This window comes from Streptomyces sp. WMMB 714 (genome assembly GCF_900090125.1).
Taxonomy (GTDB): Bacteria; Actinomycetota; Actinomycetes; order Streptomycetales; family Streptomycetaceae; genus Streptomyces; species Streptomyces daqingensis.
The window spans coordinates 164,650-189,949 of sequence record NZ_FMHJ01000012.1 but is presented as its reverse complement, the minus strand read 5'-3'; the positions used below and the strand labels follow the sequence as shown (position 1 = coordinate 189,949).

Sequence of the window (25,300 nt, the reverse complement as noted above, 5' to 3'; positions counted from 1 at the left end):
CGCACCGCGCACGCACGCGGGCGACGCGAACGGCCTGCGCGGACCGTCACCACGGCACCCGCCGGGCCCTGACAAGCGAGAGGAGGCGCCGTCCGTGCAACAGCCGAACCGGCCCCCTTCCGGATCCAGCAACGACGACACCCTCGATCTTCAGTTGGCCGGTGAACTGGCCGCCCTGCTGGCCGAACACGACAAGGCGGACGAGATCGGCCGGCTCGCCGCACACGCAGCGTCCGGCTCCGGCACGACTGCCGGCCGGGCCGCACCTCCAGGCGGCTCCGCAGTCCTCCCGTACGGCCACGACCGGCAAGTCGCCGGCCCGGGCGCCCGCGGCCCCGTCCCGGGCAGCGCGAAGGATCCCGGACTTCTCGACTCCGTCCACACCTGGCCGCCCGCAGGCACACCGGTCGGGACGGTGCGGCTGGTGCCGGTGCGTCTGGAACGCGATCTCCGGCTGATCACCGCATGGATGAACGACCCCGCAGTGGCCGCGTTCTGGGAGCTCGCCGGTCCGGAGGACGTCACAGCAGAGCATCTGCGGAAACAACTGGACGGTGACGGACGCAGCGTTCCCTGTCTGGGCGTTCTAGACGGCGTACCCATGAGCTACTGGGAGGTCTACCGCGCAGACCTCGACCCCATCGCCCGCTACTGCCAGGCGCGTCCGCACGACACCGGACTGCACCTGCTGATCGGCGGCGTCCCCGACCGCGGCCGCGGCATCGGCACGGCTCTGCTGCGCGCCGTCGCCGACCTCGTCCTCGACCAGCGGCCCCGCTGCGGCCGGGTCCTGGCCGAGCCGGACGTACGCAACGTCGCCTCCGTCTCGGCGTTCCTGAGCGCCGGGTTCCGGCTGTCCGCCGAGGTGGACCTGCCGGACAAGCGCGCGGCGCTGATGGTCCGCGACCGCGAACTGCGCGAAGTGCTCTGAGGCGCGTACGACCGCGCCCGTCCCCCGAAGATTCGCTGCTCCAGCGTTCCAGTCCCCGAGCAAAGGAGACCCCTGTGCACCTTCCGCCGACGGCTGACGACGGCACCGACGACACCTGTCGCCCCGCCCCGTTGCACTTCCCGCACGGACTGGACGCGGACAGCTGGCGTCGTGCCTCGCGCAGACTCCTGCTGAAGATGCTCAGCGAGTTCGCCTACGAGGGGATCATCGAACCGGAGCACGATCCGGACGTCCGGCCCGACTCCCGCACAGGCGCTGCCTCGGAGGGTGCCGCGGGCCGGTCGTACCGCCTCCGCGTCGACGACGGGCTCACCCTCCGCTTCCGTGCCCGGCGCGGCGCGTACGGCCACTGGAACATCGACCCGGCGTCGCTCACCCCCGCCGACGCGGACCCCTTCACCTTCCTCTCTCACGCTCACGAATCCGTGCTCGGACTCACCGGCGACACCACCGGGCATCTCATCCGCGAGCTGACGGCCACGCTCACCGCGGACGTCCGTTCGGCCGCGCGGGAACTCACCGCGGAACGCCTGGCCGACCTGGGCTACGCGGAGCTCGAAGGCCACCAGAAGGGCCACCCGTGGCTCGTCGCCAACAAGGGCCGGATGGGCTTCTCCGCGTCCGACGCGGCCCGTTGGGCCCCGGAATCGCGCAGCGCGGAGAGACTGCCCTGGATCGCCGTACGGGCCGGTCTGGCCGCGTACCGCGGGGTGCCCTCCCTCGCCGAGCCGCAGCAGCTCTACGCACGCGAGCTGGGGCCGGAGACGCTCCGCAGCTTCCGCTACACGCTGCGCAAACGCGGACTGCAGGCCGAGGAATACCTCTTCCTGCCCGTCCACCCCTGGCAGTGGGAGGAGATGATCGCACCGCTCTATGCCGCGTCCCTCGCCACCGGTGACATCGTTCCCCTGCCCACGGACGGCGATCTGCGACTGCCCCAGCAGTCGATCCGCACCTTCCTCAACACCAGCCGTCCGGAGCGGCTCACGGTGAAACTGCCGCTGTCCGTGCTGAACACCCTCGTCTGGAGGGGTCTGCCGACCGAGCGCACCCTGGCGGCCCCAGCCGTGACCCGGTGGATCCACGGGCTGCGCGACGGCGACGCGTACCTCCGGGACGAGTGCCGGGTGATCCTCCTCGGCGAGGTCGCCTCCGTCACCGTCTCCCACCCCCTGTTCGACCGGCTCCCGCAAGTGCCGTACCAGTACCGCGAACTGCTGGGCTGCATCTGGCGCGAACCGCTGTCCGGACAGCTGGACTCGGGCGAGCGGGCCCGCACCCTCGCGGCCCTCATCCACACCGACGCCCGCGGCCGTTCCCTGACCGCGGAGCTGGTGGGACGCTCCGGACTGGAGCCGTGCGTGTGGCTGCGCCACCTCTTCGCGGCCCTTCTCCCGCCGCTGCTGCATTTCCTCTACCGGTACGGCACGGTCTTCTCACCGCACGGCGAGAACGCCATCGTCGTCTTCGACGAGGACGACGTGCCGGTGCGCCTGGCGGTGAAGGACTTCGTGGACGACGTCAACGTGAGCGCCGAGCCCGTGCCGGAGCTCGCCGGGATGCCGGCGGAGGTGGGCGAGGTGCTGCTGCGGGAGCCGCCGGACTTCCTCACCCAGTTCATCCACTCCGGCCTGTTCGTGGGCGTCTTCCGTTACCTGGCTCCGCTCTGCGAGGAGCAACTGCACGTACCGGAAGCGGAGTTCTGGGCCCTCGTGAGAGCGGAGACAGAGCGGTACCAGGCCCGCTTCCCCGAGATGAAGGACCGCTTCGGCACGTTCGACCTGCTCACGCCGCGCATCGACAGGCTCTGCCTCAACCGCAACCGTCTGCATCTGGACGGCTACCGCGACAGGCCGGACCGGCCGCACGCCGCCGTGCACGGCACGGTTGCCAATCCGCTGAGCCCCTCCGCCGACCTCCCGCCGGGGTGAGCGCGGCCGACGCGTTGTCAGAGGCGGCGCGTAGGGTGCGGTGTCTATGAGCAAGCCCGCCCTCACCGATCTCCTGCACGCCGCCGTCACCGCTGTCGGCGGCACGGAACGCCCCGGTCAGATCGCCATGGCCGAGGCGGTCGCCGAGGCCGTCGACAGCGGCACCCATCTGCTGATCCAGGCGGGCACCGGCACGGGCAAATCGCTCGGCTACCTGGTTCCGGCGCTGGCGCACGGCGAGCACGTCGTGGTCGCCACGGCGACACTCGCCCTCCAGCGCCAGCTGGTCGAGCGCGACCTTCCCCGCACGGTCGAGGCGCTGCAGCCGCTGCTGCGCCGCCGTGCCGAGTTCGCCATGCTCAAGGGCCGCTCGAACTACCTGTGCCTGCACCGGCTGCACGAGGGCGTTCCGCAGGACGAGGAAGAGGGGCTCTTCGACCCCTTCGAGGGCGCCGCCCCCACGTCCCGGCTCGGGAAGGACCTGCTGCGCCTGCGCGACTGGTCGGACGAGACGGAGACGGGGGACAGGGACGACCTGCGCCCCGGCGTCTCGGACCGGGCCTGGAACCAGGTGTCGGTCTCCGCGCGCGAATGCCTCGGCGCGTCCAAGTGCGCCTACGGCGCGGAGTGCTTCGCGGAGGCCGCCCGCGAGCGGGCCAAGCTCGCCGAGGTCATCGTCACCAACCACGCTCTGCTGGCGATCGACGCCATCGAAGGTGCTCCCGTACTCCCGCCGCACGACGTCCTGATCGTCGACGAGGCGCACGAGCTGGTCTCGCGGGTGACTGGCGTGGCGACGGGCGAGCTGACCCCGGGCGGCGTCAACCGAGCGGTGCGCCGCGCGGCACGGCTCGTCGACGAGAAGGCGGCCGACCGTGCGCTGACCGCCGCGGAGGGGTTCGAGCGCCTCATGGAGCTGGCTCTTCCCGGGCGCCTCGAAGTCGTCCCGGAGGAGCTCGGTCACGCCCTGATGGCCCTCCGCGACGCGACGCGCGAGTGCGTCACCGCACTGGGCAACACCCGCGACAAGTCGGTGCAGGACGAGGACGCCGTGCGCAAACTGGCCCTCGCGGCGATGGAGAACGTCCACGACGTCGCCGAACGTGTCGTGGAGGGCTCGGAGTTCGACGTCGTCTGGTACGAGCGGCACGACCGCTACGGCGCGTCCCTGCGCGTCGCGCCGCTCTCCGTGTCGGGGTTGCTGCGCGAGAAGCTGTTCGCCGACCGCTCCGTCGTGCTCACCTCGGCGACTCTGAAGCTGGGGGGCGACTTCAACGGGGTGGGCGCTTCACTCGGCCTGGCCCCCGAACGCGTCCTGGAGGACGACTCGCCGGGCGGCGAGGGAGAGAAGACGGGGGAGGAGGCACCGCAGTGGCGCGGGCTCGACGCCGGCTCCCCTTTCGACTACCGCAAGCAGGGAATCCTCTACGTCGCCGGCCATCTGGCGCCGCCCGGCCGGGAGGGCCAGCGGCGCGACATGCTCGACGAACTCGCCGACCTGGTGGGCTCGGCGGGCGGCCGCACGCTCGGGCTCTTCTCCTCCATGCGGGCCGCGCAGTCCGCCGCGGAGGACTTGCGGGGGCGGCTCGACGTGCCCATCCTGCTGCAGGGTGAGGAGACGCTGGGCGAACTGATCAGGCGCTTCTCGGAGGACGCGGAGACGTGCCTGTTCGGGACGCTCTCGCTCTGGCAGGGCGTCGACGTGCCAGGGTCGAGCTGCCAGCTCGTCGTGATGGACCGCATCCCCTTCCCCCGCCCGGACGACCCGCTGATGAGCGCCCGGCAGAAGGCGGTCGAGGAGCACGGCGGGAACGGCTTCATGGCGGTCGCCGCGACGCATGCGGCGCTGCTCATGGCCCAGGGTTCCGGCCGGCTCGTGAGGGCGTCCGAGGACCGGGGCGTGGTCGCGGTCCTCGACCCGCGTCTGGCGCGCGCACGGTACGGAGGCTTCCTGAGGGCCTCCATGCCGGATTTCTGGTACACGACAGACCGCAACCAGGTACGCCGGTCACTCGCCGCGATCGACGCGGCAGCCAAGGAGGCTGCGCCTTCCGGCCGGTCGTAGACCTCAGACCGGCTTGCGCCACACGGAGACGTGCTTGCCGGAGTCCGGACCGAACGGCGTCCCTTCCCAGTCCGCCACGCGGCGTTCCACCTCAAGGCCGGCGATCCGTGCCATGAGGTCCAGCTCCGCCGGCCAGGCGTACCGCTGCCGGCAGCTTCCGCGGCGGTAGCGGCCGTCGTCGCCGTCGCGGGTGAAGTGGTGGGAGACGAGCGTCTGGTTGACCAGGTCGAAGGTGTCGAAGCCGAGATGCTGCTCGGATACGTCGAAGGGCACCGCGATCTGGCCGGGCGGCAGGAACCGCAGGGGCGGCACGCCCAGTTCGACGACGAACCGGCCGCCGGGCGTCAGATGGCGTGCGGCGTTGCGGAAGCATTCGACCTGCTCGTCCTGCGTGAGCAGGTTCGCGATGGTGTTGTAGACGAGGTAGACCAAGGCGAACTCGCCAGGGACGACGGTGGTTGCCATGTCTCCGATAACGACCGGGAGCGTGTCCTCGTCGACCTTGCGCCGCAGGACCGCTGCCATGTGCTCGGACAGTTCGATGCCCACCACCGGAACGCCGCGTTCCCGTAGAGGAACGCCCACCCGTCCGGTGCCGATGGCGAACTCCAGTGCGCGGCCTCCTCCGGCAAGCTCCGCGAGGAAGGTGAGGGTCGGCTCCAGTACGGCGGCCGAGGAGTTCTCGCGCTCCTCGGCGTCGTAGCGTTCGGCGGTTTCACGGGACCACAAATCGCTGCTCGTCACGGACGGCACCCTGCCGGGTGGCAACCGTCCCTGTCGAAGCAATTTCCCGCCGCTTCCTGCCCGACGTGGCGAGGGTGCGGCAGCGGCGCGTCCGCGCACAACAGAGCCGCCGGTCCCGGCGCAGTGGAACCGACGGCTCGTGACCCGGCGAGGGGGCGGATGCGGGTCACACCCTTCGCAGCACCGCCACGACCTTGCCGAGGATGGTGGCGTCGTCGCCAGGGATGGGCTGGTAGGAGGCGTTGTGCGGCAGCAGCCACACGTGTCCGTCCTCGCGCTTGAAGCGCTTGACGGTCGCCTCGCCGTCCAGCATGGCGGCGACGATGTCCCCGTTCTCGGCCACGGGCTGACGGCGCACCGTCACCCAGTCCCCGTCGCAGATGGCCGCCTCGACCATCGAGTCACCGACGACCTTGAGCACGAACAGCTCGCCGTCACCGACCAGTTGACGCGGCAGCGGGAAGACGTCCTCGACCGACTCCTCCGCGAGGATCGGACCGCCGGCGGCGATGCGGCCGACGAGCGGCACGTACGAGGCGGACGGCTTGCCCGCGGTGTCGGTGGCCGCCTGCGTACTGGGCGTGTCCGAGCCCCGCACCTCGTAGGCGCGCGGACGGTGCGGGTCGCGGCGCAGGAAGCCCTTGCGCTCGAGCGCCATCAGCTGGTGGGCGACGGAGGACGTGCTGGAGAGCCCGACGGCCTGGCCGATCTCCCGCATCGACGGCGGGTAGCCGCGCCGCTGCACAGAGTCGCGGATCACCTCGATCACCCGGCGCTGCCGGTCGGTGAGCCCAGAACTGTCCGCACGGATCCCTGGAGGTCGTCCGGGCAGCGAGCGCTTGGCTTGCTGTTCCTCGGGCGCTTCCGGGCTCACGGGACCGTCGTTCAGTGACTGAACGCGATCGGGCGACTGCGTGGGACGGTTCTGGGGGGTGATGGTGGCGCTGTCTGCGGTTGTGGTCACGTCGGCCCCTCTCGAGCGGTTCTCCCTAGTGGGACAACGGTAGTTGGTTTCGAAAGGTTGCGCCAAACACACGTTCGAGTGAAAATCTCCGGTTCTTCGCGTCGAAGTCGCGCCGGCGGTGTAGAGGGTGTTCTCTTCGAGTGCCGCCGTCGTCTCGCCGAGCCGCTGCGCCGGCCGGTTCGAGCCAGTGTGGGAGGAGTCTCCCAGGTGTGCCCCGATGCGTCTGCGGCGGCTCTTCTCGCGTAGGGTCGGGAGCACCGCGCGAGCTGCGACACGCATCGCGGCATCTGACGCACCGACACCAGATCTAGTGGTTAGATTGGCGTACGCCACCCACAAGTTGTGGTCCCGGGGGATTCATTCGTCTCTTCGTCGCTTATGCTTGTGGCAACTTCGCGGGCGCTTCCGGTGCCCGCCGAGGGGTGTACCAGTCATGCACGAAGCGGGCTTCTCGCAGGCTCAAGGAGGGTGGGGAAAATGCACTGTCCCTTCTGCCGACACCCCGACAGTCGCGTGGTCGACAGCCGCACGGCCGACGACGGCACCGCGATCCGGCGTCGCCGCCAGTGCCCGGACTGCTCCCGCCGCTTCACGACGGTGGAGAGCGCGTCCCTCATGGTGATCAAGCGCAGCGGCGTCACCGAACCGTTCAGCCGGGACAAGGTCATCGCCGGTGTGCGCAAGGCGTGCCAGGGGCGTCCCGTCACAGAGGACGCGCTGGCGCAGCTCGGGCAGCGCGTCGAGGAGGCTGTGCGCGCCACCGGAAGTGCGGAACTGTCCGCGCACGACGTGGGGCTGGCGATACTCGGCCCGCTCCAGGACCTCGATCTTGTGGCCTATCTGCGGTTCGCCTCCGTCTACCGCGCCTTCGAATCCCTGGAGGACTTCGAGGACGCCGTGCAGGAGCTGCGCGAAGCGCGGAGAAGCGTGGGGGCGAGCGAGCAGGAAGCGGGCGACGGGGCCCGCGGGGGAAGTGGGGCGGACGGCGGGAGCGGGAGCTCCGCACCGCCGGTAGCGGTGCCCGCCGCCGACTGAGCGGCAGCCCGCCAGGACTTTCGACCCGGCCATGGTGCGTCCGTGCGCCACGAGCCGGCACAAGCCATCGGACACAGCAAGGTGCCCTGGGAAGATTCGGGGTACATCGGGGCGTTATGCCCGGTACAGGGAGGCGGAATGACAGAGACGACGAGCGGCCCGGCACGCGGCTCCCGCGCGAAGGGCGGCAAGGGAAGCAAGGGGCTGCGCATCGAGCGCGTCCACACGACTCCCGGGGTGCATCCTTACGACGAGGTGACCTGGGAGTACCGGGACGTCGTCATGACGAACTGGCGCGACGGGTCGATCAACTTCGAGCAGCGTGGCGTCGAGTTCCCCGCCTTCTGGTCGGTCAACGCGGCCAACATCGTCACTAGCAAGTACTTCCGCGGGGCGGTGGGCACGCCGCAGCGTGAGAACAGCCTCAGGCAGCTCATCGACCGCGTGGTCAAGACGTACCGTGCGGCCGGTGAGGAGAACGGCTACTTCGCGTCGCCGGCGGACGCCGAGATCTTCGAGCACGAGCTGGCCTACGCCGTTCTGCACCAGATCTTCAGCTTCAACTCGCCGGTGTGGTTCAACGTCGGCACGACGCAGCCGCAGCAGGTGTCCGCCTGCTTCATCCTGTCCGTCGACGACTCCATGGAGTCGATCCTCGACTGGTACAAGGAAGAAGGGATGATCTTCAAGGGCGGTTCGGGCGCCGGTCTCAACCTCTCCCGCATCCGTTCCTCGAAGGAACTCCTCTCCTCCGGCGGCAACGCCTCCGGGCCCGTCTCCTTCATGCGCGGGGCCGATGCCTCGGCAGGAACGATCAAGTCCGGCGGTGCCACGCGCCGTGCGGCGAAGATGGTCGTCCTCGACGTCGACCACCCGGACGTCGAGGCCTTCATCGAGACGAAGGTGAAGGAGGAGGAGAAGATCCGCGCCCTGCGCGACGCGGGCTTCGACATGGACCTGGGCGGGGATGACATCACCTCCGTCCAGTACCAGAACGCCAACAACTCGGTCCGTGTCACGGACGAGTTCATGAAGGCCGTCGAGTCCGGCTCCAAGTTCGCGCTGCGCGGCCGCATGACGGGCGATGTCGTGGAGGAGGTCGACGCCAAGTCGCTCTTCCGCAAGATGGCGGAGGCCGCACACGTCTGCGCCGACCCCGGCATCCAGTACGACGACACCATCAACCATTGGCACACCTCGCCGGAGTCCGGACGCATCACCGCGTCCAACCCCTGCAGCGAGTACATGCACTTGGACAACTCGTCCTGCAATCTCGCCTCGCTCAACCTGATGAAGTTCCTGCAGGACGACGACGAAGGCAACCAGTCCTTCGACGCCGCGCGGTTCGCGAAGGTCGTGGAGCTGGTCATCACGGCGATGGACATCTCCATCTGCTTCGCCGACTTCCCCACCGAGAAGATCGGTGAGACGACGCGGGCCTTCCGCCAGCTGGGCATCGGCTACGCCAACCTGGGCGCCCTGCTGATGGCCACGGGCCACGCCTACGACTCCGACGGCGGCCGGGCGCTCGCCGGCAGCATCACCTCGCTGATGACGGGCGTGTCGTACCGGCGTTCGGCCGAACTGGCCGCTGTCGTCGGCCCGTTCGACGGGTACGCACGCAACGCCGACGCCCACAACCGCGTCATGCGGCAGCACTCCGACGCGAACACGGCCGCCAAGCGCGCCGACGACCTGGACACGCCGGTGTGGGCGGCGGCCACCGAGGCCTGGCAGGACGTCCTGCGGCTGGGCAAGAAGAACGGATTCCGCAACGCGCAGGCCTCTGTCCTCGCGCCGACGGGCACCATCGGCCTGATGATGGACTGCGACACCACGGGCGTCGAACCCGACCTGGCTCTGGTCAAGTTCAAGAAGCTGGTCGGCGGCGGCTCCATGCAGATCGTCAACAACACCGTGCCCAAGGCCCTCAAGCGGCTGGGCTACCAGGAGGAGCAGGTCGAGGCGATCGTCGAGTACATCGCCGAGCACGGCAACGTGGTGAACGCTCCCGGTCTGCGGCCCGAGCACTACGACGTCTTCGACTGCGCGATGGGAGAGCGTTCCATCTCCCCCATGGGGCACGTGCGGATGATGGCGGCAGCCCAGCCGTTCCTCTCCGGGGCGATCTCCAAGACGGTGAACATGCCCGCGTCCTCCACCGTCGAGGACGTCGAGGAGATCTACCTCCAGGGCTGGAAGCTCGGCACCAAGGCGCTCGCCGTCTACGTCGAGAACTCCAAGGTCGGCCAGCCGCTCTCCGCCAAGCGCAAGGAGGAGAAGAAGGCGGAGGCAGAGCCGGAGAAGGTCATCGAGTACCGGCCCGTCCGGCAGCGCCTGCCCAAGGGGCGCCCCGGGATCACCACTTCCTTCACGGTGGGCGGCGCCGAGGGCTACATGACCGCCAACTCCTACCCGGACGACGGGCTGGGCGAGGTCTTCCTGAAGATGTCCAAGCAGGGCTCGACGCTCGCGGGCATGATGGACGCCTTCTCGATCGCCGTCTCGGTCGGCCTGCAGTACGGCGTGCCGCTGGAGACGTACGTCTCGAAGTTCACCAACATGCGCTTCGAGCCGGCGGGCATGACGGACGACCCGGACGTGCGCATGGCGCAGTCGATCGTGGACTACATCTTCCGGCGGCTGGCGCTGGACTTCCTTCCCTTCGAGACCAGGTCGGCTCTCGGTATCCACTCCGCAGGGGAGCGGCAGCGTCACCTGGAGACAGGTTCGTACGAGCCGTCCGAGGAGGAGCTGGACGTCGAGGGCCTGGCGCAGTCGGCTCCGAAGGCCGAAACGGTCAAGGAGGCGAAGGAGAAGGCCAGGGAAGAGGCCAAGGCAGAAGGAGTCAGCGAGTCTCAGGCCCCGGCGCCCGCGCCGGGCGGCGCGCACAACTCGACGGAGCTGATGGAGATGCAGCTCGGCCTCAACGCCGACGCACCGCTGTGCTTCTCCTGCGGCACCAAGATGCGCCGAGCGGGCAGCTGCTACCTCTGCGAGGGGTGCGGCTCCACGAGCGGCTGCAGCTGAGCGAGCGGAAGGGCACCCTGTGCGCGTGAAACTCCGCAGCTGAAGTGCCGACGCTCAGGGGCGGGGGCGCCGACCACCGGTCGGCGCCCCCGTTCGCGTTTTCGGCTCCTTTGCCCGTCAGCCGCTCCGCTCGCTCGGCGGCGAGGTCAACTCGTCCAGTTCGGCTGCGATCGCCTTCCGCAGCGACTCGTGCTGCGTGCCGAGCGCGAACCTCTCATCGCGCCATCGGTCACCGGGATACAGCCAGACCGGCTTGCCCACCAGCTCGTCCGGCTCCCAGTCGAAGCGAGGCCACACGTGGGCATGCAGGAAAGCGTCGGTGTTGCCGAGGATCTCCAGATTCACGCGCCTGAAGGCGGAGTCGAGGCGGCCGCAGGCGCGTTCGACCGCTTCTCCCAGGCGGTCCATGTCGGAGAGGAAGGAGATCCGCTTCGCTCTGGGCAATTCCGACAGCCGTTGCACCTCAGGGTCGTCGGTGAGCAGCAGCGAGTACCCCGGCAGGAACTGAACGTCGCCGATCACCGCGAAGCCGGACTCCATCCTTCGCAGCACGCTGGGGTTCGCGCCCCGCAGGGCACTGCCGATCCGGTCCTCTCGCCAGTCGTCCGTCATGGCGGAAACCTATCCGTCAGCGCTCTGCGGAGGGCTTGGCCGACCGAAAGGGCCCGGCGGCCCGGGGTGCGACACGGTGCGGAGCGAGGGCGTCGCGGACGACGCCGGGCGGACGGAGGATGGGGTCATGAGCGAGAACTCCGGACCGGTGCTGGTCACAGGCGGCACAGGCACGCTTGGCCGGCGGGTCGTCTCCGATCTGTTGGAGCACGGGCGGCCCGTGCGTGTCCTCAGCCGCCGTCCGCGGCCCGCTGCGGATACGGCGTCCGACGGCGCGGCGCAGGCGGACGCTCCGAGAACTCACTGGGTGAGCGGCGACCTCACCACGGGGGCCGGGCTGGATGCAGCCGTCGCCGGGGTGGGCAGCGTCATCCACTGCGCGACGACCGGCTCCGGCAAGGACCTCGGGGCCACACGAACACTGATCGAGGCCGTACGCCGGACGGGAAACGCACCGCACCTGGTCTACATCTCCATCGTCGGCGTCGACCGGATCCCCTTCTTCTACTACCGGGCCAAGCTGGCTGCGGAGAAGATCATCGAGGAGAGCGGCCTGCCGTGGAGCGTCCTGCGCACCACGCAGTTCCACGACCTCATCGCACGCATCACCTCGATCCAGCGGCGACTCCCGGTGACGATGTATCCCGCCGGCATGTCCGCCCAGCCGATCGAGGTGGACGAAGTCGCCCGGAGACTCGCCGAGTTGTCCTCGGGCGAGGCCGCAGGGCGAGCGGCAGACATGGGTGGTCCGGAAGTGCGCACCATGCGCGAGTTCGCCCTGCTCACTCTGCGTGCATACGGCCTGCGAGGTCCGCTCGTGCCGGTACGGCCGCCCGGGAGGGCAGCCAGGGCTTACCGGGAGGGGCATCACACGACGCCCGGTCGCGCGGTCGGCGTCCGTACCTACAGCGAGTATCTGGAGGCTGTCGTGGCGGGAGGGGGCCGTCGTAGCCGATGACCGGTGAAGGGCTCCCGGGAAGGCGGTACCGAGCGGCGCGTGAGCACAACTCGGGGACCGTGTGCGTACGGATTGTCACTCTCTTGGCCGTACGATGGCGCGGTGCTGGTCAAGTGGATGCGCTGCACCGTCGTGGACCGTCGGGGGTTCGAGCGCGGGCAGCGGAAGTGGGCGGGACTGCTCGGCGAGCCGGGGTTCCGGGGTCAGGGCGGCGGCTGGAGCCGTGCCCGGCCGGGAGTCGCGCATCTCTTCGGGTTCTGGGAGAGCCGGGCGTTCTACGACTCCTTCATGGCCCGCTCCCACGACCGGCTCCATGCCGCCCAGGTCGGCACGTACAAGGACATGCGGGTCCGCCTCTTCGAGTACCGCTTCGACGTGAAGACGGGATTCCGGCCCGTCTTCACGGACGCCGATCTGCTGCGCGTCGCTCACTGCCGGGTCCGCACTGATCGCATCGAGCACTACACGCTCATGCAGGAGAAGGTGTGGAATCCGGCCATGGCGGGCTCGCCGGGGATGCTGCGGGGAGTCTTCACGCAGGCCCAGACCGAGGACGAATTCATGGTGCTCTCCATGTGGGACTCGGCCGCCGAGCACGGCAAGTACCGCACAGAGCGCGTAGAGCGGCTCGCGCTGCGTGCCCAGTTGGGTGCGGACGTGACCGGTATCGCGGGCGATGTGATCGACCTCGAACCCTCCTGGACCGTCTGATCTCCCTTCGTGAGCCTAGAGTGGCCCTATGGCAAGACCTCGTCGCATCGTCCTGGTCAGGCACGGAGAGTCCGAGGGGAACAACGACGACTCCATCTACGAGCGGGTCCCGGACCACGCGTTGGCACTGACGGAACGGGGCGTACGCCAGGCCGAGGAGACCGGCGAGCACCTGCGGAAGCTTTTCGGCCAGGAGCGGATCTCCGCCTATGTCTCGCCGTACCGCCGGACCCACCAGACCCTCGCCGCGTTCCGGCTGGATCCGGCGCTGATCCGCGTGCGCGAGGAGCCGCGCCTGAGGGAGCAGGACTGGGGGAACTGGCAGGACCGGGAGGACGTACGCAAGCAGAAGGAATACCGCAACGCGTACGGACACTTCTTCTACCGCTTCGCGCAGGGGGAGTCCGGCGCCGACGTCTACGACCGCGCCGGCGCCTTCCTGGAGAGTCTGTGGCGCAGCTTCGAGCGGCCCGATCACCCGCCCAACGTACTGATCGTCACGCACGGCCTGACCATGCGGCTGTTCTGCATGCGATGGCTGCACTGGACCGTGGCGGAGTTCGAGTCGCTGTCGAACCCCGGCAACGCGGAGACGCGTACGCTGGAACTGGGGAGTGATGGCAGGTACCACCTCGACCGGCCCTTCGAGCAGTGGTGCACACCGCGCTCGTACGGTTCCCTCGGCTGAATCCATCTCGGTGGACGCGCGACGATGAACTCTCCGGACGAAGACACCGCTCCACACGGCTCGTTGCACGAGCCGGAGGGCGAACACGCCGTGTCCGGCGAGGAAGTGGCCGGCGCGGGCGAACGCACTCCGGACGAGAGGCCGTCGGATAGCCCCCCGGAGCAGGGCGCCGGCACTCAGCGCTACGCTGAGGCGGCCATGCCGTACAAGCCTCCGACGCACACAGTCGAGCGGTCGATCCGCGCGAAGACGGGTGCCAAGCTGATCGCCGGTATCGACGAGGTCGGCCGGGGAGCGTGGGCCGGTCCCGTGACCGTCTGCGCGGCCGTCACCGGCCTGCGCCGCCCCCCTGAGGGCCTCACCGACTCCAAGCTCCTCACCGTCAAGCGGCGCACGGAACTCGCCGAGATACTGAACGAGTGGGTCACCGCTCACGCGCTCGGGCACGCCTCTTCGGAGGAGATCGACGAACTCGGAATGACGGCGGCGCTGCGGCTCGCTGCTGTACGCGCGTTGGAGGCCCTCCCCGTCCGGCCCGACGCGGTCATCCTCGACGGCAAGCACGACTACCTCGGCATGCCGTGGCGGGTGCGTACCGTGATCAAGGGCGACCAGTCGTGCATCTCGGTGGCTGCGGCCTCCGTCCTCGCCAAGGTGCGCCGAGACGCGCTGATGGCCGAACTCGGCAGCGAGCACGCGGACTTCGCCTTTCACGACAACGCCGGGTACCCCTCGCCCGTGCACAAGACGGCGCTTCAGGCGCTTGGGCCGACACCGATCCACCGCATGTCGTGGGCCTTCATGGACGCCCTCCCCCGCTGGCAGCACCTGAAGCGGACGCGGGTGGATTCGGCCGAGGACCCGTCCGTGGACCAGATGAGCATCTTCTGAACCAGCAGGCGGGAGCCCCGATGCCGGGAGTCGCACCCGCCCACGGGACCCGAACCCGCGTTTGATAGACATCACTCCATGCCTCTCACTCCTGAGGAGCCAACGATTCACGAGAGTGTCCCGGGCCCCCGCAACATCGCGGCCGCCACCCGAACTCCGCAGGCTTCCCGCTCCGCAGCACCCGTCCCCGGCCCCCGTAACCCGTCCCGCCCCGCGCATCCGCGTGCGGACAGCAAGGGACCGACACCCGGCCGTCCAGGAACCGTCCGCAGCGGGGGCCCGTCGCAGCAGCGCGGCAACTCGGCATCGGGCAGCGGTACTTCGACCGTGACCGCACAGATCGAACTTGTCGGCGCCACAGACGACACGGCGGTCGACGTCGCCGACGAAACCGTCGACAAGCTCCTGGACGACGGAATCGCGCCCGGCGACATTCTGTTGCTCACCACCGGGGAACAGCACCCGTGGGCCCAGCATGAACTCTCCTTCGGTGAGGACGCCTACTGGCGCCAACTGACCGACGGCAACGACGTGTTCTGCGTCAGCGCTGATGCGCTGCCGCGTGTCACCCGGCGGACAGTGGCGGTTCTGGCGGTCAACGGCGGTACCGACGCTTCGGCGGCGGAGGCACTGCCCGCCGCGCTGGCGAAGGCCCGGCAGCGGCTGATCGTCTGCGGCGATCCGCAGCGGCTTCGCGACCTGCTGTGACGCCTGCACATGCGCCTGCTCCCCGAAGCTGAGCTGAGCCGGGACGCCCGCTGACCGTTCGATCTGGGATCGGCCGCTGTTGCTCCGGCCGGAGCCGGAGCAACAGCCGGTCGGCGTCCGGCTGCGCTTCAGCCCTGCACGGCGAGGACCAGGGGCAGGACACCCGACGCGCCTGCTCCTCTCAGCAGCCGCGCGGCAACGGCCAGAGTCCAGCCGCTGTCGGCGAAGTCGTCCACGAGCAGCAGCGGGCCGTCTGCTTCAGCGACCGCACGTGCAAGTGGCTCCGGCAGGATCAGGTCCGCATGGAGCGCACGCACCCGCTGCGCGCCGTTGCTGCGTGGGGGTGCACCCGTGGCCGCTTGTTCGGCGTACGTCACGGTGCCCAGCAGCGGTATGCGGCCCACTGAGGAGATGCGCTCTCCCAGCGAGCGCACCAGCTGCGGCCTGGATCGGGAATCGACGGTGACCACACCGACCGGGCGGGCCGAGCCGTCCGCGGCGCCGGACGCCCAGCCGCCCGGCCCCTTGGCCCAGTCGGCAAGGACCTCGACAGCCGCTTGCGCGACATCGTCCGGCACAGGCCCGTCTCCGGCCTGCGGGGTGAGCAGCGGGCGGAGCCGGTTACCCCAGCCGATGTCCGACAGTCGGCCCAAAGCCCTCCCGGCGGCGGCCTGCTGGTCTGCCGGAATGCGGCCCTTCAGCGGGACGCCGACCGCGGGGAGCCCGGTCGGCCACATCTTCCGCGGCTCCACCTCCACTCCGGGCCGCGCGAGTTCGCCGCGCGCCGCTTCGAGCAGCTTGTCGGAGACGTGGGAATCGAATCGGGCGCCCGAGCAGTTGTCGCAGCGGCCGCAGGGCGCCGCCGACTCGTCGTCCAGCTGTTTGCGCAGGAACTCCATGCGGCATTCGGTGGTCACGGCGTACTCGCGCATCGCCTGTTGCTCGGACTCCCGCTGACGGGCGACCCAGGCGTACCTCTCCGAGTCGTACGTCCAGGGCTGCCCTGTGGCAGTCCAGCCACCGCGGACCCGGCGGACCGCGCCGTCCACGTCCAGCACCTTGAGCATCGTCTCCAGCCGGGAGCGCCGCAGATCCACCTGCGGTTCGAGCGCGGGCAGGGAGAGCGGCCTCTCCGAGGACGCCAGCACCTCCAGCGTCCGGCGCACCTGTTCTTCGGCGGGGAAGGAGAGGGAGGCGAAGTACCGCCAGATCGCCTCGTCCTCCGGCCCGGGGAGCAGGAGGACTTCGGCATGCTCCACGCCGCGTCCCGCGCGCCCGACCTGCTGGTAGTAGGCGATGGGGGAGGAGGGTGATCCGAGATGTACGACGAAGCCCAAGTCGGGCTTGTCGAAGCCCATTCCCAGAGCGGAGGTGGCCACGAGCGCCTTCACACGGTTGGCCAGCAGGTCGGCCTCGGCGGCTTCTCGTTCCGCGTGCTCCGTCCGGCCCGTGTAGGAGCCCACTTCGTGTCCCTGACCGCGGAGGAAGGCCGTCACCTCCTCCGCGGCGGCGACTGTGAGCGTGTACACGATGCCGGAGCCCGGAAGCTTCTCGAGGTGGTCCGCGAGCCACGCCATGCGATGGGCGGCGTCGGGAAGCCGCAGCACTCCCAGGCTCAGGCTCTCCCGGTCCAGAGGCCCGCGCAGCACCAGTGCCGCGTCGACCTGACCGCCCTCGGCCCCGTCTCCGGCCGGCGCTCCGGTGCCGAGTTGCTCCGCCACGTCGGCCGTCACGCGGGCGTTGGCGGTGGCCGTCGTCGCCAGCACGGGGACTCCCGGAGGGAGTTCGGCCAGCATGGTGCGGAGCCGCCGGTAGTCCGGCCGGAAATCATGCCCCCAGTCGGAGATGCAGTGCGCCTCGTCCACGACCAGCAGCCCGGTGGCCGCTGTGAGCCGGGGCAGCACCTCGTCCCGGAAGTCCGGATTGTTGAGCCGCTCCGGGCTGACGAGCAGCACGTCGACCGCGCCCTCGGCGATCTCGGCCTGGATCGCCTCCCACTCCTCCGTGTTGGCGGAGTTGATCGTACGAGCGTGGATACCGGCCCGCTCGGCGGCCGCCACCTGGTTGCGCATCAGCGCCAGGAGCGGGGAGACGATGACGGTGGGGCCGCTTCCGCGGGTGCGCAGCAGCGCCGTCGCCACGAAGTACACGGCCGACTTGCCCCAACCGGTGCGCTGAACGACAAGAGCACGCCTTCGCTCGGCGACCAGCGCTTCGATCGCCCGCCACTGGTCCTCACGCAGCCGGGCCGGTTCGGCACCTGCCGTCTCAGCGGGCTCGGCTCCGACGAGACGGGTCAGGACGCTATCGGCCTCGCGGCGCAGCTCTGAGTCGTTCATGCCCCCATGCAACCCGACGGCATAGGGGAACCGCGAATGAGCCTGTGGATAAGTCACATTCCGTATGACTAAGCACACCAATCGTGATGTCTGTGGATAACTGCCGACCAACATCGTGCGCGGCGAGGCACCGTCCTGGCATGACGCAGCGAGAGAGCCAGCACCGCAGCCACAGCGAGAACGACCGCACCGACCGAGGAGTCCGGGGCGGCGGCGAACCGGGAGACGCCGCCCGTAGCGCACACCGCACACCACTCCAGGGGGCGGGGGAGATCGCCTTGCGCGGCCCTGCCCAACTGGCCGACGCGCTGCCGTATCTCCTCGGCTTCTACCCCGACGACTCCATCGTGGTCGTCGCCCTGCACGGCGATCGCCGCCGGTTCGGCGGCCGCATCAGGCTGGGCCTCCCCGCTGACCCGGGGGAATGGCCTGCCGTCTCGGCCCAGGTCGCGGCCTGCCTGGAGGAGAACGTCAAGTCGGGTGGGCGCCGTCCGGAAGGCGCCATCGTGTACCTCTGCCGGGACCCCGCCGCCGGTGAGTCGGGGCGGGAGGTGACGGAGCGCTTGCGTCCGCTCGCGCAGGCACTCCGTACGGCGTGCGGCGAGCGGGAGATGCCGGTGTGGGAGGCGCTGTGCCTCTCGGGCGGATCGTTCTGGTCCTACTGCTGCCCGGACGCCGAGTGCTGTCCTGCGGAAGGCCGGCCCATGGGAGTTCCCGGCACCTCCCCGATGGCAGCGGCGGCTGCCTACGCGGGTATTCAAGTGCGAGGCTCCCTGCGGGAGCTGGAGCGCAGACTCGCCCCACTGGAGCTGAAGGCGGCCGAGGCGCAGGAGCGGGCCTTGGACCGCGCCAGCAGACTCCTCGTGCCGCGCATGCTCGTGGCCGGCACCCGCCCGGCGGTCGAAGCGGAGACGGTCGAACTGGCCGAGAGGCTGCTGGCCCGCTACAGGGCGGACGTACCGCCGAGCGAGGACGCCGCCACCGCTGATGCTCACGACGACGGGCTGATGAGCCACGAAGAGGCAGCGCTGCTGCTCCTCGGCCTGCAGGACCGCAGGACCAGGGACCGGGCGGCCGAATGGATGGAGGGCGACGAGGTCGAGCCGGCCTTGCGGCTGTGGCGTGCGCTGGCGCGGCGCTGCGTCGGTCCGTATACGGAGCACTCCGCCGCTCCGCTGACGCTGACGGGCTGGGTGGCGTGGTCCGGTGGTGACGAGGCCACTGCCCGCGTCGCGTTGGACCGGGCTCTCGAGAACGACCCGGAGTACTCGTTCGCCCGATTGCTGCACCGGCTCTTCAACGAGGGAACCGATCCGGAACTGCTGCGCGGCTGTATGCGCAAGGAACAAGAGGCCCGCAGGGCGCTCGAGAAGCAGGATCGGCCGAACGGGGTGCCCCGAAGTGGCCCGTGACCTGCGCGCCTGTCCATCCGTTCATGTGTGTGCGGACGCCGCTCACCACCGCACCGGCCCGGCCGGATCCACGAACCAGGAAGCGGAGGAACGCTCCATGTCTCCTACGCCGCAGTCCACTTCACCGCAGACGCGCCGTCAGGACGAACAGAAGGCGCGGACAGAGAAGAGGCCCCGCGAACTGGCGGCGCGTCCCGGCCAAGGCGTCGGCGGACCGCCATCGGAACCGGGGCGGATCGAAAACCGGGCGGAACACCAGACCGCCCACTCCGCACTGATCTGTGTGGCCGCCCCTCACCTGGCTGTCTCTCCCGAACACGGCCAACTGACCGGGCAGGGGATGGAGGGCGTCTACTACGCGGGCCGCAGGGTCCTCGCCCGCAGCCAACTGTTCATCGCCGGCATGGAACCCCTTCCCCTGCAGGGACGCATGGTCAGCGCCTGGCGTGCCCGGTTCGTCTCCACCGCACGCACCACACCTGCCGACGGCCCCGACCCGGCGATCATGGTCGAGCGGCTGCGGTCGGCGGACGGCACGGAGCGGATCACGCTGCGCAATGCGGGAGGGGTTCCTGCAAGGGTCCCGCTCGAGCTGCGGCTGGGTACGGACCTGGCCGAGATCGCGCAGGTGGCAGTCGGATGCGCCGGACAGGAGTTGCCCGGCTCCGTGAACGGGGCCGGTCTCTCCTGGACTTCGAGGGGTTTCCGCGCTCGCGTCGCCGCCGATCCTCAGCCGGAAAGCTGCTGGGCACAACTCGGCGTGCTGCGCTGGGACTGGGAGCTGCCACCAGGTCAGTCCCGCACCGTGACACTCAGCGCCGATCTCACCAGGACAGCCTCCTCGAACTCTCGCCCAAGGAAGAACGCCCGCCCTTCGACCGTGATCTCACGGACCGCCAGACCGCCCCGGCTGTGGCACGGCGTCCGGGCGCGCGGTGACGACCCGAGGGTGGGCGCACTCTTCCGCGTCTGCCTCGATGACGCCAACGCGCTGCTGATGGCCGATCCCGCTGACTCGTCGGACCTCCACCTGGTGGCGGGAGTGCCCTGGCGAGGAGCCTTCGCCCCGGTCGAATCCCTGCGGGCCGCCCGGATGCTCCTACCACTCGGGACCAGGCTCGCAGCAGGAACATTGCGGACCCTCGCACGAGGACAGATCGCCGGGTCGGGGCGTGAGTCGGGCCGCCTGCCCGGCGCGATGAGACTGGCCGGCCCGTACGCCCCGCCCAGCTGTACAGGCATCGAAGCCACCCTGCTCTTCCCCGCGTTGCTCGCCGAAGCATGCCGCTGGGGCCTCCCGGCGAGTGACGCGGAAGAGCTACTGCCGGCAGCCCGGCGTGCCCTGCAGTGGATGCTCCGCGCCGTGGAGCAGCGGCCCTATCTGCCCGACCCCGTGCCCGACGGCCCGTACCGCTGCGAGGTACAGGCCGGGGCGTACCGGGCGGCTCTGCTCGGAGCCGAACTTCTCGACGCCCACGGGTGCGACGGGGGAGGGGAGTTGAAGGAATGGGCGAGCGCACTGCGAGGACGCTTCCGGAAGGACTTCTGGTCCGATGACGACAGCGGCGGAAGACCGGTCGCCCTGCGTACCCGGAAGGACGGCCCCGTCGCCTACCTGGGTTGCGCGGCAGTCGAATTGCTGGACACCGGCCTGCCCGGGGCCGGCGGACCAGCAGAGGGCCTGCTGACGGAGGAGCAGACCCAGCAGCTCGCCCGTCTCCTGGCGGGTCCCTCCCTCAACTCGGGGTGGGGTCTGCGCAGCCTCGACTGCCGCGACGCGAGGTACAACCCGTTCGGTCACCGGAGTGGGGCAGTGCGTCTCCAGGAGTCGGTCACGGCGGTGACAGGGCTTGCCCGGTCGGGCCACGAGCGTGAGGCAGGGGCCTTGCTACGCGGGATCGTCGACGCGGCAGGACGTTTCGGTCTGCGGCTGCCGGAGATGTACGCGGCGGAGCAACGCTCGCGTGGCGGGCTGCCCGTTCCGCATCCGGCAGCGTGCCGCCCAGCAGCGGTCGCCGCGACCGGAGGCATCCAACTGCTCCTGACGCTCGCCGGACTGCACGCGAACGTGCCCGAGGGCACCCTCACCCTGCGTCCTCTCACCACCGTCCCGCTGGGAGCCGTCGAGTTCGCCGGCTTGCGCGTTGCGGGAGAGCCCTTCTCCGTCCGGGTGACCGACAAAGGGAAGGGAGAAGTCTCCGAGATTCCGGGGAGCTTGCGACTCGCTGACTGACACGGTTCCGGCATGGACCCGGATGGCGAACCGTGACGGAGAACCGGGCAGAGAGCCATTCGGGAAGGCCCTGTTTATCGTCAGGGAGACGACTATGATCACGCCATGCCCTACGATCCGTCGGCCTTCCCTCCCTTCGCTGTCACCGTCGACCTCGTGGTGCTCACGGTCCGCAGACACGCTCTGTGCGCACTCGCCGTGCGTCGCGGTGAAGAGCCCTACAAGGGGATGTGGGCGCTGCCAGGAGGCTTCGTCCGGGCCGACGAGGATCTGGCCACGGCAGCAGCACGCGAACTCGCGGAGGAGACGGGGCTGCGGGCCCACGATCAGGAAAGCCGTTCTCCGGGAGCGCACCTCGAACAACTCGCCACCTACGGCGATCCCGGACGGGACCCCCGGATGCGGGTGGTCAGCGTCGCGCATCTCGCGCTCGCCCCGGACCTTCCCTCGCCGACAGCCGGCGGCGACGCCAGGAGTGCGCGCTGGGCGCCGGTGGACGCGTTGCTCGGCAACGCTGACTCATCCGCACAGGACAGCGAGTCCCACAGCCCGCTCGCCTTCGATCACGGGGAGATCCTGGCCGCCGGCGTCGAGAGGGCCCGCTCGAAGATCGAGTACTCCTCCCTCGCAACGGCCTTCTGCCCGCCGGAATTCACTGTCGGGGAACTGCGCCGCGTGTACGAGGCCGTGTGGGGAGTCGTCCTCGACCCCCGCAACTTCCACCGCAAGGTGACTGGCACGCCGGGCTTTCTGGTCCCCAGCGGTGGCACGACGACGCGGCAGGGAGGCCGCCCAGCGCAGCTCTTCCGGGCTGGAGGAGCGACATTACTGAACCCGCCCATGCTGCGCCCCGAAGTCTGAACTCCCCCCGAAGTCTGAACGCGATCAGAAGTCTGGTCTCGGCCCGAGTCTGAACTCGACCCTGAGCCGGCATGTGGCCTCCCGCCGGTATCTGCCTCGTGCCGGTATCTGCCTCTCGCCCGAATCTGCCTCGACATCCGGCCGAGCGGTTTCCGGCCGACCGGCCAGACCGCCAACCCGGCGCGGCCTCGGCGCATCCGCCGGTGAACGGACCTGGCCGGGTGGAGCGCATTGCCTGGAAAGCCTGGTATGTCGCGTTATGTTGCATCAATGCGTCCCCCAGGCGTCTCGCGGGAGAAGCGATGATCCAGGCCATCGGGCTGACCAGCCTGCCTCGCCGACACCAACTCAAGCCGACCGTCGACGACCTCACCTTCGAGGCACGTCCCGGCCGCGTCACCGTCCTTCTCGGTCCCAGGGGTTCGGGAAAGACGACCGCTCTACGGCTCATGCTCCAGCTGCAGCCCGGTCGCGGCGTCGCCCTGTTCCGTGGACGGCCCGTGCAGAGGATCGTCCATCTCGCCCGCGAAGTCGGCACGTTGCTCGGTGACGTGCCGGGCCACCCGGCACGCACGGCACGGGGCCACCTGCGCATGCTGTCCGCTGCCGCGGGCGTACCGGTGAGCCGGGCCGACGACGTGCTCGACGTCGTCGGGCTCAGCGGCCTCGCGGACAAGCGCATCGGGGAACTCTCACGCGGAATGGACCGACGCCTAGCGGTGGCCTGCGCGTTGCTCGGCGACCCGCACACCCTGATCCTGGACGAACCGGCGCAGGACCTCTCGCCACGCGAGACCAGCTGGCTCTACTCGCTGCTGCGCGGCTACGCGAACGAAGGCGGCACTGTCCTGGTGACATCACGCCGTGCCGACGAGGCGGCAGATCTGGCCGACCGGGTGGTGAGCGTCGACTCAGGCTGCCTGATGGCGGACCAGGAAGTCGCCGACTTCGTACGCACCCGGCTGCGGCCTCGCGTCGCCGTCCGCACCCCGCACGCGGACCGCCTGGCGGCGGTTCTCACCGACGAGGCGCGCAGGGCCGGCCCGGGGCGCGACAGCGGCCCTCTCAAGGTCGTCCGTGAGGACGGCAACCATCTGTCTGTGTACGGCAGCAGCTGCGCCGAAGTAGGCGAGTACGCCTATCGGAACAACATCCTCGTCCATCAACTCACCGACGAGAGCGGTGACGTGGGGGACGTCGGGGCTCCTGAGCCGCTTGTACGAGCAGACGGTCGCCGGCCGGTCCCTTCGACGGCCTCGCTGTCACGAACCGGCCGGTCCTCGGCGCTGTCGGCCGCAACCGATTCCCCGGCCGAACCCGCCGCTACGGATGCGGTGACAGCACCCGTACAGCCGGGCGCCGCGTCGCATGGCCAGGAGCCCGAGGAGTCGCCGGAAGCGGACATCGAGCCGGAGCCAGATGGCGCCGCCCGTACGGCGTCCGGCAGGCACGACGACGAGCCCCCGGTGCCGGCTGCCGATTCGTCCTCGACGTCTGCGACTTGGGGTGAAGAGGCGTCGCCGACCGCCGACTCACGGCCCGGGACGACACCGCCGGAGCCCTCGTCGAAGGATCCCGGGACCCCGGCGGCCGCCTCCTCCGCCGTGACCGCCCCAGCACAGCCCGACGCCGACCGCCCTCCCGCTGTCGATACCGAACTCGAACCGAAACCGGGAGAGGAACCGGACGACGACCACGAACCGCAACGTGACAGGGAGTTCGCGGAAGCCGAACTCGCACCCGGCTCAACGCCGGTGCCCCAGGGGCCTCCTGACACCGTCGCAACATCTACGGACAGCCACGCAGTGGCCGACAGCTCCTCGGCGGAGGGCGCCACGCTGGAGCGCTCCTCGGCGGACGCCTCACCGGCGATGGCGCTGTCCGCAGCCCTCACCCCTGCCGGCCGAAGCGAGGGGAACCACTCCTCCGCCGGGGAACCGGACCGCTCCCGCTCTCACGTCAACTCGGCTCCGCCCCAAGCGGATGTCGAAGCGCCCCCGCGCGCAGGGGGACCCGAGGCCGGTCCCGCCGGCCCCTCCGGGACGTCTCCCGCCCCGCAGGCGTCCCCGGACGATCCGACCGTCGTCATCAGCGTCGTCCCCCTTGTCGACCCCGACGCCCCGTCCCGTGGATCGAAGCATCGCTCGGCGGCTTCCGCTGCCTCTGCCGCCCGCCCCGAGGACGGAACGGCGGCCGCGCAATCCTCAAGTACCCAGTCGGGGTGGTCCCCGTCGTGCCCTCCGGTGCCTGCTGCCGCGGAACTTCCGCCGCCCCTCCACGCGGTCGCGCGCCCGGGCCCCGTGGCCCCCCTGAGTTACGAGTTGCGCCGCCTCTTCGGCGTCCGCACCACGTGGATCGTCGTGGCCGCGGCCGTGGTGGTGGCGCTGTGTCTCTCGCTCGTCATGGCCTGGACGGGCCTGGGCCTGCCGACGGCTTCGAGCAGTACGGTCGCGCCCGCGGTGCGTCTGCTCTCCGGCTGGCCGCCGGGCGGCTTCTTTCTGCTGCCCCCTGTAGCCCTCGCCGTCGGGGTCCTGGGGGCGCTCGCGTTCGGCGAGGAGTTCCGGTTCCCGGCGCTCGTCCCCGCGCGTCCTGCCGTCCCTCACAAACTGAGCCTGCTCGCCTCCAAACTCGCGGTATCGGCCGTTCTCTCCGTCGTGCTCTGCCTATTCGTGGCCGGGCTCAACGTGATGGCACTGACTGTGTTCTTCGGTCCCGAGGTCTTCGCTTTCGGCACGTCGAACGCGGTGGAATCCTCTGCCGGTTCACTGTTCGCGGATACGGGCGCACCGGTCGGCGGCACTCCCTGGCAGCTGCACTCCGCAGCGCTGGTCGCTTTCACCGTCGGGTGCGGCTGGACCGGACTTCTCGCCGCAGGCGTCTTCCGTTCCGCAGCCGCCGGTGCGGCAGTGGTGCTGGCGGTGCCGCTGCTCGTCTCACCTGCGCTGCGCGAGTTGTTCAGCGAATCCGGCGGCCGGTCGCTCGACGGCCTTTCCGAACGTCTGGAAGCAGCGCTGCTCGTCCCCTGGCCTCCCGGGTCGGAGCGCTGGGTGTCGGCCGTTGTCGAGTTGGTGTCCCAACCCGCGGGCCCTGCCTTGGGGTTGGTTCTCCTGGTGCTGTCGTTCGCCTATCTCGTCACCGCGGTACGCAGCCGCGCGCGGTGAGACGT

Annotated in this window: 18 protein-coding genes; 14 read left to right on the top strand and 4 right to left on the bottom strand. The window is 70.0% G+C overall.

What is annotated here, in order from left to right; genetic code table 11:
- Positions 1-94 precede the first annotated feature (94 nt).
- From H181DRAFT_RS21580 to H181DRAFT_RS21570, 3 genes are all read left to right on the top strand, one after another.
- Positions 95-931 (top strand): GNAT family N-acetyltransferase, encoded by an 837-nt coding sequence (locus tag H181DRAFT_RS21580; protein WP_045866221.1) that lies wholly within the window; start codon positions 95-97, stop codon positions 929-931.
- 131 nt (positions 932-1,062) lie between these two features.
- On the top strand, positions 1,063-2,883 hold the full coding sequence (locus H181DRAFT_RS21575) for an IucA/IucC family protein (RefSeq protein ID WP_045866288.1): 1,821 nt from the start codon (positions 1,063-1,065) through the stop codon (positions 2,881-2,883).
- A 46-nt stretch (positions 2,884-2,929) separates the two neighbouring features.
- Entirely contained in the window at positions 2,930-4,948 is a 2,019-nt protein-coding gene (locus tag H181DRAFT_RS21570) for an ATP-dependent DNA helicase (protein ID WP_045866220.1), read from the top strand.
- A gap of 3 nt (positions 4,949-4,951) precedes the next feature.
- Here the strand turns inward: H181DRAFT_RS21570 and H181DRAFT_RS21565 are convergent, their stop codons facing one another.
- Both H181DRAFT_RS21565 and lexA read right to left on the bottom strand, forming a co-directional pair.
- Entirely contained in the window at positions 4,952-5,692 is a 741-nt protein-coding gene (locus H181DRAFT_RS21565; RefSeq protein ID WP_045866287.1) for a class I SAM-dependent DNA methyltransferase, read from the bottom strand.
- A gap of 166 nt (positions 5,693-5,858) precedes the next feature.
- The gene (lexA, locus tag H181DRAFT_RS21560; RefSeq protein WP_045866219.1) at positions 5,859-6,656 is read right to left on the bottom strand and encodes a transcriptional repressor LexA; all 798 of its coding nucleotides are present in this window, start codon (positions 6,654-6,656) and stop codon (positions 5,859-5,861) included.
- Positions 6,657-7,133: 477 nt separating this feature from the next.
- On the opposite strand from lexA, the gene nrdR reads away from it, so the two are divergent.
- Positions 7,134-7,691 carry a transcriptional regulator NrdR gene (gene nrdR, locus H181DRAFT_RS21555; RefSeq protein WP_045866218.1) on the top strand — a complete coding sequence of 186 codons (558 nt, stop codon included), beginning with the start codon at positions 7,134-7,136 and terminating at the stop codon, positions 7,689-7,691.
- 138 nt (positions 7,692-7,829) lie between these two features.
- Positions 7,830-10,721 (top strand): vitamin B12-dependent ribonucleotide reductase, encoded by a 2,892-nt coding sequence (locus H181DRAFT_RS21550; RefSeq protein WP_045866217.1) that lies wholly within the window; start codon positions 7,830-7,832, stop codon positions 10,719-10,721.
- A gap of 117 nt (positions 10,722-10,838) precedes the next feature.
- Here the strand turns inward: H181DRAFT_RS21550 and H181DRAFT_RS21545 are convergent, their stop codons facing one another.
- Entirely contained in the window at positions 10,839-11,333 is a 495-nt protein-coding gene (locus H181DRAFT_RS21545) for a diadenosine tetraphosphate hydrolase (RefSeq protein ID WP_045866216.1), read from the bottom strand.
- A gap of 127 nt (positions 11,334-11,460) precedes the next feature.
- Here H181DRAFT_RS21545 and H181DRAFT_RS21540 point away from each other — a divergent pair, with 127 nt between their 5' ends.
- The 5 genes from H181DRAFT_RS21540 to H181DRAFT_RS30255 all read left to right on the top strand — a co-directional run bounded on the left by H181DRAFT_RS21540 (position 11,461) and on the right by H181DRAFT_RS30255 (position 15,289).
- A complete protein-coding gene (locus H181DRAFT_RS21540; RefSeq protein ID WP_045866215.1) occupies positions 11,461-12,291 on the top strand; it encodes an SDR family oxidoreductase in 831 nt (276 codons plus the stop codon).
- Positions 12,292-12,393: 102 nt separating this feature from the next.
- Complete coding sequence (locus tag H181DRAFT_RS21535) at positions 12,394-13,002, top strand: YdbC family protein (RefSeq protein WP_045866214.1); 609 nt, start codon at positions 12,394-12,396, stop codon at positions 13,000-13,002.
- Positions 13,003-13,030: 28 nt separating this feature from the next.
- Positions 13,031-13,690, top strand: a complete 660-nt coding sequence (locus tag H181DRAFT_RS21530) for a histidine phosphatase family protein (RefSeq protein ID WP_045866213.1) — start codon at positions 13,031-13,033, stop codon at positions 13,688-13,690.
- A 198-nt stretch (positions 13,691-13,888) separates the two neighbouring features.
- The gene (locus tag H181DRAFT_RS21525; RefSeq protein WP_045866286.1) at positions 13,889-14,581 is read left to right on the top strand and encodes a ribonuclease HII; all 693 of its coding nucleotides are present in this window, start codon (positions 13,889-13,891) and stop codon (positions 14,579-14,581) included.
- 327 nt (positions 14,582-14,908) lie between these two features.
- On the top strand, positions 14,909-15,289 hold the full coding sequence (locus tag H181DRAFT_RS30255; RefSeq protein WP_045866212.1) for a hypothetical protein: 381 nt from the start codon (positions 14,909-14,911) through the stop codon (positions 15,287-15,289).
- Between the two features lie 128 nt (positions 15,290-15,417).
- Here the strand turns inward: H181DRAFT_RS30255 and H181DRAFT_RS21515 are convergent, their stop codons facing one another.
- Positions 15,418-17,628, bottom strand: a complete 2,211-nt coding sequence (locus H181DRAFT_RS21515; RefSeq protein WP_045866211.1) for a RecQ family ATP-dependent DNA helicase — start codon at positions 17,626-17,628, stop codon at positions 15,418-15,420.
- 140 nt (positions 17,629-17,768) lie between these two features.
- Between H181DRAFT_RS21515 and H181DRAFT_RS21510 the strand changes: the two genes are divergently transcribed.
- From H181DRAFT_RS21510 to H181DRAFT_RS21495, 4 genes are all read left to right on the top strand, one after another.
- Complete coding sequence (locus H181DRAFT_RS21510; RefSeq protein WP_078895899.1) at positions 17,769-19,040, top strand: DUF4192 domain-containing protein; 1,272 nt, start codon at positions 17,769-17,771, stop codon at positions 19,038-19,040.
- 283 nt (positions 19,041-19,323) lie between these two features.
- On the top strand, positions 19,324-21,273 hold the full coding sequence (locus tag H181DRAFT_RS21505) for a glycogen debranching N-terminal domain-containing protein (protein ID WP_045866210.1): 1,950 nt from the start codon (positions 19,324-19,326) through the stop codon (positions 21,271-21,273).
- Positions 21,274-21,378: 105 nt separating this feature from the next.
- The gene (locus tag H181DRAFT_RS21500) at positions 21,379-22,134 is read left to right on the top strand and encodes an NUDIX hydrolase (protein WP_045866209.1); all 756 of its coding nucleotides are present in this window, start codon (positions 21,379-21,381) and stop codon (positions 22,132-22,134) included.
- A gap of 302 nt (positions 22,135-22,436) precedes the next feature.
- Complete coding sequence (locus H181DRAFT_RS21495) at positions 22,437-25,295, top strand: ATP-binding cassette domain-containing protein (RefSeq protein ID WP_045866208.1); 2,859 nt, start codon at positions 22,437-22,439, stop codon at positions 25,293-25,295.
- Positions 25,296-25,300 lie beyond the last annotated feature (5 nt).

Excerpts from the sequence above, each read along its gene's own strand:
- H181DRAFT_RS21570 (WP_045866220.1), top strand. The coding sequence starts at position 2,930 with ATGAGCAAGCCCGCCCTCACCGATCTCCTGCACGCCGCCGTCACCGCT.
- nrdR (WP_045866218.1), top strand. The coding sequence starts at position 7,134 with ATGCACTGTCCCTTCTGCCGACACCCCGACAGTCGCGTGGTCGACAGC.
- H181DRAFT_RS21550 (WP_045866217.1), top strand. The coding sequence starts at position 7,830 with ATGACAGAGACGACGAGCGGCCCGGCACGCGGCTCCCGCGCGAAGGGC.
- H181DRAFT_RS21545 (WP_045866216.1), bottom strand. The coding sequence starts at position 11,333 with ATGACGGACGACTGGCGAGAGGACCGGATCGGCAGTGCCCTGCGGGGC.
- H181DRAFT_RS21540 (WP_045866215.1), top strand. The coding sequence starts at position 11,461 with ATGAGCGAGAACTCCGGACCGGTGCTGGTCACAGGCGGCACAGGCACG.
- H181DRAFT_RS21530 (WP_045866213.1), top strand. The coding sequence starts at position 13,031 with ATGGCAAGACCTCGTCGCATCGTCCTGGTCAGGCACGGAGAGTCCGAG.
- H181DRAFT_RS21525 (WP_045866286.1), top strand. The coding sequence starts at position 13,889 with ATGCCGTACAAGCCTCCGACGCACACAGTCGAGCGGTCGATCCGCGCG.
- H181DRAFT_RS21515 (WP_045866211.1), bottom strand. The coding sequence starts at position 17,628 with ATGAACGACTCAGAGCTGCGCCGCGAGGCCGATAGCGTCCTGACCCGT.
- H181DRAFT_RS21510 (WP_078895899.1), top strand. The coding sequence starts at position 17,769 with ATGACGCAGCGAGAGAGCCAGCACCGCAGCCACAGCGAGAACGACCGC.
- H181DRAFT_RS21500 (WP_045866209.1), top strand. The coding sequence starts at position 21,379 with ATGCCCTACGATCCGTCGGCCTTCCCTCCCTTCGCTGTCACCGTCGAC.
- H181DRAFT_RS21495 (WP_045866208.1), top strand. The coding sequence starts at position 22,437 with ATGATCCAGGCCATCGGGCTGACCAGCCTGCCTCGCCGACACCAACTC.